Origin of the sequence: Nocardia sp. (assembly GCF_025465275.1) — a bacterium.
Taxonomy (GTDB): Bacteria; Actinomycetota; Actinomycetes; order Mycobacteriales; family Mycobacteriaceae; genus Nocardia.
The window spans coordinates 1-6585 of record NZ_JAODNK010000150.1 but is presented as its reverse complement, the minus strand read 5'-3'; the positions used below and the strand labels follow the sequence as shown (position 1 = coordinate 6585).

At 67.8% G+C, this 6585-nt stretch carries 7 protein-coding genes and 2 tRNA genes; 6 read left to right on the top strand and 3 right to left on the bottom strand.

Annotated elements, in window-relative coordinates:
- Nucleotides 1-132: 132 nt before the first annotated feature.
- Nucleotides 133-1083, top strand: a complete 951-nt coding sequence (locus JWN03_RS32185; RefSeq protein ID WP_297622862.1) for a prephenate dehydrogenase — start codon at nt 133-135, stop codon at nt 1081-1083.
- 124 nt (nt 1084-1207) lie between these two features.
- On the opposite strand, the gene JWN03_RS32180 is transcribed toward JWN03_RS32185, so the two are convergent.
- The gene (locus tag JWN03_RS32180; RefSeq protein WP_297622860.1) at nt 1208-1810 is read right to left on the bottom strand and encodes a putative glycolipid-binding domain-containing protein; all 603 of its coding nucleotides are present in this window, start codon (nt 1808-1810) and stop codon (nt 1208-1210) included.
- A gap of 429 nt (nt 1811-2239) precedes the next feature.
- Between JWN03_RS32180 and JWN03_RS32175 the strand changes: the two genes are divergently transcribed.
- From JWN03_RS32175 to JWN03_RS32155, 5 genes are all read left to right on the top strand, one after another.
- Entirely contained in the window at nt 2240-3397 is a 1158-nt protein-coding gene (locus JWN03_RS32175) for a DNA cytosine methyltransferase (protein WP_297622859.1), read from the top strand.
- A 53-nt stretch (nt 3398-3450) separates the two neighbouring features.
- Nucleotides 3451-3876, top strand: a complete 426-nt coding sequence (locus JWN03_RS32170) for a very short patch repair endonuclease (protein ID WP_297622857.1) — start codon at nt 3451-3453, stop codon at nt 3874-3876.
- Nucleotides 3877-3983: 107 nt separating this feature from the next.
- The gene (locus tag JWN03_RS32165) at nt 3984-4718 is read left to right on the top strand and encodes a DUF998 domain-containing protein (protein WP_297622855.1); all 735 of its coding nucleotides are present in this window, start codon (nt 3984-3986) and stop codon (nt 4716-4718) included.
- Nucleotides 4719-4786: 68 nt separating this feature from the next.
- Nucleotides 4787-5506, top strand: a complete 720-nt coding sequence (locus JWN03_RS32160; RefSeq protein ID WP_297622853.1) for a maleylpyruvate isomerase family mycothiol-dependent enzyme — start codon at nt 4787-4789, stop codon at nt 5504-5506.
- A 187-nt stretch (nt 5507-5693) separates the two neighbouring features.
- The gene (locus JWN03_RS32155; protein WP_297622851.1) at nt 5694-6191 is read left to right on the top strand and encodes a hypothetical protein; all 498 of its coding nucleotides are present in this window, start codon (nt 5694-5696) and stop codon (nt 6189-6191) included.
- 127 nt (nt 6192-6318) lie between these two features.
- Here the strand turns inward: JWN03_RS32155 and JWN03_RS32150 are convergent.
- Both JWN03_RS32150 and JWN03_RS32145 read right to left on the bottom strand, forming a co-directional pair.
- Nucleotides 6319-6391: transfer RNA gene (locus JWN03_RS32150), tRNA-Arg, on the bottom strand.
- Between the two features lie 58 nt (nt 6392-6449).
- Nucleotides 6450-6539, bottom strand: a tRNA-Ser gene (locus tag JWN03_RS32145).
- Between the last annotated feature and the right edge of the window lie 46 nt (nt 6540-6585).

Below are 6585 nucleotides of genomic sequence, written 5' to 3'. Positions count from 1 at the left end.
GCCACTGCGAACCCTTCCACGTCGTCGTACTCATCCGACGCCGCCCTGTTCGTGCTCGAGCGCTGTGCTGCCATGGGCGCAACGGTAGTCCGCTTCGGGGTAAATGTTGAAGTCGTATGCGAATCTGATGGCATGAGCGGCCATTCGCAAGCAGCTGTCTGTGTCCTCGGTGCCGGGTTGATCGGCGGATCGGTGCTCCGCGCCGCCGCGGCGGCCGGTTACGACGTGTGGGGGTTCAACCGATCGGAGGCGGGCGCGAAGGCCGCCCGGGCCGACGACTTCGATGTGACCAGCGCTATCGAACCGGTGCTGCGGCGCGCCGCGGAGACCGACGCGCTCATTGTGGTCGCGGTGCCCATGCCCGCCCTCGACACCATCCTGTCCGATGTGAAGTCCTTCGCACCGGACTGCGCGCTCACCGATGTGGTGAGCGTGAAGGCTCCGGTCGCGGCGGCCATGCGACGGCACGAGCTGGCCGGGCGGTACGTGGGCGGGCATCCGATGACGGGGACCAGCGAGTCCGGTTGGGCCGCATCCACTCCCGACCTGTTCCAGCGGGCGGCCTGGGCGGTGAGCGCGGATCCGGGCACGCACGCGGGCACCTGGGAGCGGGTCGCGCGGCTGGCGCTGGACTGCGGATCCGTGGTGGTGCCCGTACTGAGCGAGGAGCACGACCGGGCGGTCGCGCGCATCTCCCATCTGCCGCACGTATTCGCGGAGGCCCTCGCCATCCAGGGCCGCAACGGCGGACCGCTGGCCCTCGGCTTGGCGGCGGGCTCCTTCCGCGACGGCACCCGAGTCGCCGCCACCGCACCCGACCTGGTCCGCGCCATCTGCGACCCCAATTCGGCAGCACTGCTGGAGGTCCTGGACGACGCCCTGCGCGTCCTAGAGGGCGCGCGCGACACGCTCCGATCGGGCGGCACCATCGGCCAACTCGCCGACGCCGGTCACGACGCCCGAGTCGACTTCGATGACAACGAACGCTGGGCCATCACCGAAATCCGCCCGGGAGACCAGGATTGGCTCGCCCAGCTCGCCGACGCAGGACGCCGCGGCGGGGTGATCGAGTCCCTCGCCTGACCCACCTCGTCATCCCGGCGCGTTTTTGGCCGGGATACACACCCGGGTAAGCCCACCGCGGTGGATCCCGGCCAAAAGCATGCCGGGATGACGGGGTTGATCCTGCCGGGATGACGGGGCGGGGTCAGATGCGTTCGGCCAGGCCCGGGTAATCGAGGAGGAAGCCGTCGTCGTCGACTGTGACGGTGGCGGTGGAGACGGGTGAGAGGACGTGGATGCCGTCGGCTCCGCTGCTGTAGGTGACGCTGGCCTCCTGGACGAGCAGGTCCGGGAGGCGGACGTAGACGACGGGGACGGTGATGTCCTCGCTGGCGTGCGCCAGGCCGTAGCGGCGGATGGGCAGGGTGTTGAAGAAGGGGCTCAGCACCACATCGACGTCGAGTGCGCCGCCGAAGGTAGAACGCACGTGGGTGCCGCCGGCGTCGATCAGCCAGTAGTTCTCTTCGTCCCGGGCGATGGAGGCGTGCCGTTCCCCGGTGGACAGGGTGCTGCGCAGCGACAGCCGCCGCGTCACCCCGTTCTCATCGGTGACCAGGTCGTATGAGGCACTGAAGGCCGGATGATCTGCACACTCGCCGGCAATGATGCGCCCCGCCGCGCGAATCCGGTTGCCGCTGAGCACAACCCGCACCGACTCCATGCGCGACGAATTGTGCGCACGCCAGGTCAGTATCGACGGCCACTTCGACACCGCCGGTCTCGAGTCCTCGCTCCCGCTCTCCGTCACGCTATAACCGTACTGGGCTTATTTGCCTCCGCTTCGCTCCGGCGGGTTCGTGGCCCTGTTACCCGGGCCTTCCCTCCTCCGCTCCTCCAAGGCGCAGGTCTATGGAGCCGCAGTCCAGACCCGGGCGGGCCACGAACTCGAGGCGTACGGCTCCGATGTCCGGGCACTGAATTGGCCTGGGCATAGATGTTGGCCGGGATTATCGGGGTGTCACTGGCGCGTTTTCCCGGTCGGGCGACCGCGGAAGCGCCGTAGGCCGCGCGGGCCTTCCGCGAGGTTTATCGGCGTGTCGCGGGCGTGATTGCCCGGTCGGTGGGGCTCAGCGTGCTAGCTGGTCGGTTATGCCCGGTGTTGAACGTGGGTGGGTCGCTGGGACTCGAGTAACGTAGTCGCGGGTATTTGGGGAACTCGCGGTTGAAAGGAATCTGTGTGACTGGCGGGCGGATGGTCGGGCTGTTCGCCGGGATCGGCGGGCTGGAGCTCGGGCTTTCGGCGCACGGGTGGCGGAGCGAGTTGCTGTGTGAGATCGATGCGGGCGCGCAGGGGGTGCTCGGGGCGCACTTTCCCGATGTCGAATTGCATTCGGATGTGAAGCGATTGCGGTCGCTGCCGTCGGGGACGGAGTTGGTGGCGGCCGGGTTCCCCTGCCAGGACCTGTCGCAGGCGGGGCGGACGGCCGGAATCACCGGAGCACGTTCGGGTTTGGTGGACGAGGTGTTCCGGCTGGTGCGGCGCAAACGCGGGCCGCGCTGGCTACTCATGGAGAACGTGCCGTTCATGCTGCAGCTGGGCGGCGGGGCGGCCATGCGGCACATTACGGGCGCGCTGGAGGAGCTCGGCTACCTGTGGGCGTACCGGGTGGTCGACGCGCAGGCGTTCGGGCTGCCGCAGCGCCGCCAGCGGGTGCTCATGCTGGCCTCGCGCACCGAGGATCCGCGACCGGTGCTGTTCGGCGCGGACGCCGGACCGCGCACGGTCGGCGATCCGGACCACGATCCGTGCGGCTTCTACTGGACCGAGGGCACCCGCGGCCTGGGCTGGGCGGTGAACGCGGTGCCGACCGTGAAGGGCGGTTCGGCCCTGGGCATCGCGAGTCCCCCGGCGGTGCGCCTGCCCTCCGGTGAGATCGTCACGCCCGGCATCACCGATGCCGAACGCCTACAGGGCTTCGATCGGGATTGGACCACACCGGCTCTCGAGGTTCCGGGTGTACGGCCGGGGCATCGCTGGAAGCTGGTCGGCAATGCGGTGAGCGTGCGCATGGCGTCCTGGATCGGTGGCCGCCTGGCCGATGCCGGCGACGATGCCTTCGAGGAGGGCGCACCGCACACCCATCGGGCCTGGCCTACCGCCGCGTGGGGCCGCGACGGCGTGGTCTATCGAGTTCCGGTGTCCACCTGGCCCGTTCATGCGCCGTACGAGGATCTGCGCTGGTTCCTCGACGATGTCCGGCTGCTGTCCGCCCGCGCCACCGCCGGATTCCTGCGCCGCACCAGCATGGGCACGCTGAGATTTCCCCCGGGCTTCATCGAGGATATGGAGAACCACCTCGACCGCATGGGCGGCTTTCCCCGCGAAGCCGCCTGACGCACCGCGACCGGGGCGATGCCCTATCGCGCCCGCGGTGGTAAGCCGTAGGTGTGGACTCCTCTGCCCAGCGCCCCGCGACCGATGCGGCGACCAGCGCCCGTATGGCGAAGCAGCGCAGGGTGAATACCGCGCCGGAATTGGCCCTGCGCCGGGAATTGCACAGGCGGGGTGCGCGGTTCTTCATTGACAGGTCTCCCCTGCCGAAGCTGCGCAGGCGGGCCGACATCGTTTTTCCGCGGCGGAAGGTGGCGGTGTACGTGGACGGGTGTTTCTGGCACAGCTGCCCCGAGCACGCCACTTCGCCGAAGAACAATGCGCAGTGGTGGGCGGAGAAATTGGCCGGGAATGTGGCACGGGACCGGGACACCGACGCACGGTTGGCGCAGGCCGGCTGGGCGGTGGTGCGGGTCTGGGAGCACGAATCGCCCGATTCGGCTGCCGACCTGGTGATGCGAACTTTGATGCGGACGGCGTGAGGATCGGCGGAGCGGATGCGCGACAATGGACTGATCAACGGACCGTCCGACCAGTCCGGACAGCTGCACTGCGAGAGCGAGCGAGGCCGGCGAAAGCGAGTACGGCGATGATGCCAACCGAGCAGCAACAGGCGGCAGCGGCTCCCAGCGAGTCGCCGCCGACGCCGCGCTGGAAGCGGTACCTCCGCTGGCTGATCGCCCTCCTGATAGGCCTCGCGGGTCTCGGCTACTCCTCCTGGGTGCTGGAGTTCCTCCTACCTATCCCCAGCGATCCGACCAATACCTTCCTGAGCCAGCTCGCCGAGAAGGGCGCGCCGTTCCGCTGGGTGTTCACCACCGGCGATACCGTGTCGGGCACCATGCTGGCGGTGGCCGGCATCAGCGGGCTGCTGTTGTTCTCGCGCCGCCGGTATTCGACCATCGGCTGGATTGCGCTCATGTGTTTCGGCATCTCCACCATCGCGGATGCGCAATTCTCACTGTCACAACCGGATCCGAACAAGCACGTGTATTCCGATACCGGGTTGTTCCCGCAGTTGCATCAGATCCACGCGCTCACCAGCACGCTGGCGGTGTTCTCCATCTACATCGCGATGATCGCGTTCAGTGTGGCGGCGTTCAAATACCGGCGCTGGCCGATTCTGCGGCATACCGGGCTCTGGATTCTGATCATCGGTGCGGTGGTGACGGCGTGGATGCTGATCGCCGACAATCTGCCCGGCAATTACGGCCTCGGGATCGCGCAGCGCATCCAGGTGGGCGCCATGTCGCTGTGGCTGATCGTGCTGGCGGTGCAAATCGTGCTGGCCGAACGCGATCGCGGCGCCGCATCCGACCAGTGACGCGTACCGGCCCGCCCGGTGCGGCGCACCGTCCGACGAGTGTCCGGCCCGCTGGGTAGGGTCGAGATGTGACCAGCGACGCACCGGAACTCACCGCGATCCCCACGCAGCTCGACACTGTCGCCGCCGCGACCACCCGCCTGCTCGGCGCCGTCTCCGCCCTGCACGACGCCGATGTGGTGGAGCCTTCGCTGCTGCCCGGCTGGACCCGCGGCCATGTGCTGGCACATCTGTCCCGCAATGCCGACAGCCTGGTCAATCTGCTGCTGTGGGCCCGCACCGGCATCGAAACCCCGCAGTACGCAAGCGCATTCCTGCGTGACGCCGATATCGAGGCGGGTGCGCCGCGGGCATTGCACGAGCAGCAGGAGGATCTCACCGCCGCCTCCGAACGCTGGCTGGCGCTGGCCCGGGTGATGCCGGAGGAGAGCTGGCAGGCCGTCGTCCGCAATCGCCAGGGCGGTGAAATGCCGGCCACCCGTGTGGTGTGGATGCGCCTGGTGGAGGTGGAGATTCACCACGTGGATCTGAATACCGGTTACACCCCGGCGGATTGGAGCGCGGCGTTCGTGGAGCGCCTGCTCCCCCAGGCCGTCGCCGATTTCGCCGCCAGGGAGCCGGGCCCCGGCTTCACCGTCACGGCCACCGACACCGGTTACTCCGGCACCGTCGGCGTCCCGGCCGCCACCGTCACCGGTCCGGCCGCCGGCCTCGCCGCCTGGCTCGTCGGCCGCTCCCCCGGCGCCGATCTCACCGGAGATCTCCCGGACCTCGCCGCCTGGAAGTAAGTTCGCGAATCGGAATTCGAATCCCCCGAGTTACGGTGTCGTCGAACACAATTCCGCCGCATGCGAATAGCGGACCCGGACTTGATTCGGCGACCAAGATCAGCTAGAACTTGATCGTTGCAATTCGCAACGTGAAACGTTATGCACGCTAATTCATTTGAGCGTGCTGCGGGGGTTAGGAAAAATCATGCGCAAGACCATGGGCAAATTCGGTCGTAAGGCTCTCATTGCGGCATTGCCGTTGGCGGTCGCGGCGACCTTCGCCAGCGCCGGAACGGCTTCTGCCACTGCGCCCGTCGATGCCCCGCAGCCGGCCTCCGTCGTACAGATGGTCGTGGCCCCGGAAGCCCCGGCCGCGATTCAGCCCGTAGCCGCGGCCATCGCCCAGCCTGCGGCCGCGGATGTCGCTGAGCCCGCCGCCGCGGAGGCGGTGCAGCCGGTGGCCGCTCCCGGTCCGCAGAACATCGCCACCAATCCGGATGCGGCCAACCACGATCCGCTGGCCAACGGTGCCGCACTGGGTGGAATCATCGGAGCCGTGACCGGCGCCGTGATATGCGGCGTCACCATTATCGGCATTCCCCTCATCCCGCTCTGCGCCGTCGGCCCCGCTCTCCAGCTGGCCCTGGTCGGCATGCTCGTCGGCGCGCTGGCCCCGCAGGTCGTTCCGCAGATCCTGCCCTGATCCCTCGGGGATAAATGCTTCTCGCCTTCCGGTAGCCGAATCGAATTCGGCTACCGGAAGGCGATTTACGTTATTGCCGAAACAACAGCAGCCCCTCCGCTCGATGCGGAGGGGCTGCTGTTTTGTGTGCGCCCGAAGGGATTCGAACCCCTAACCTCTTGATCCGTAGTCAAGTGCTCTATCCGTTGAGCTACGGGCGCATTGATATTCATTTGTTTACCCAGCAAGCTGGGGTCTTGCAGCCCGGTGAACCGGGCTTGGCGGAGGCGAGAGGATTTGAACCTCCGGTCCCCGTGAAGGGACAACTCATTAGCAGTGAGTCCCATTCGGCCGCTCTGGCACGCCTCCTGGAGCCTTCTCTTACGAGGGCGCCGGTCCTTTCGAACCGCCGGGA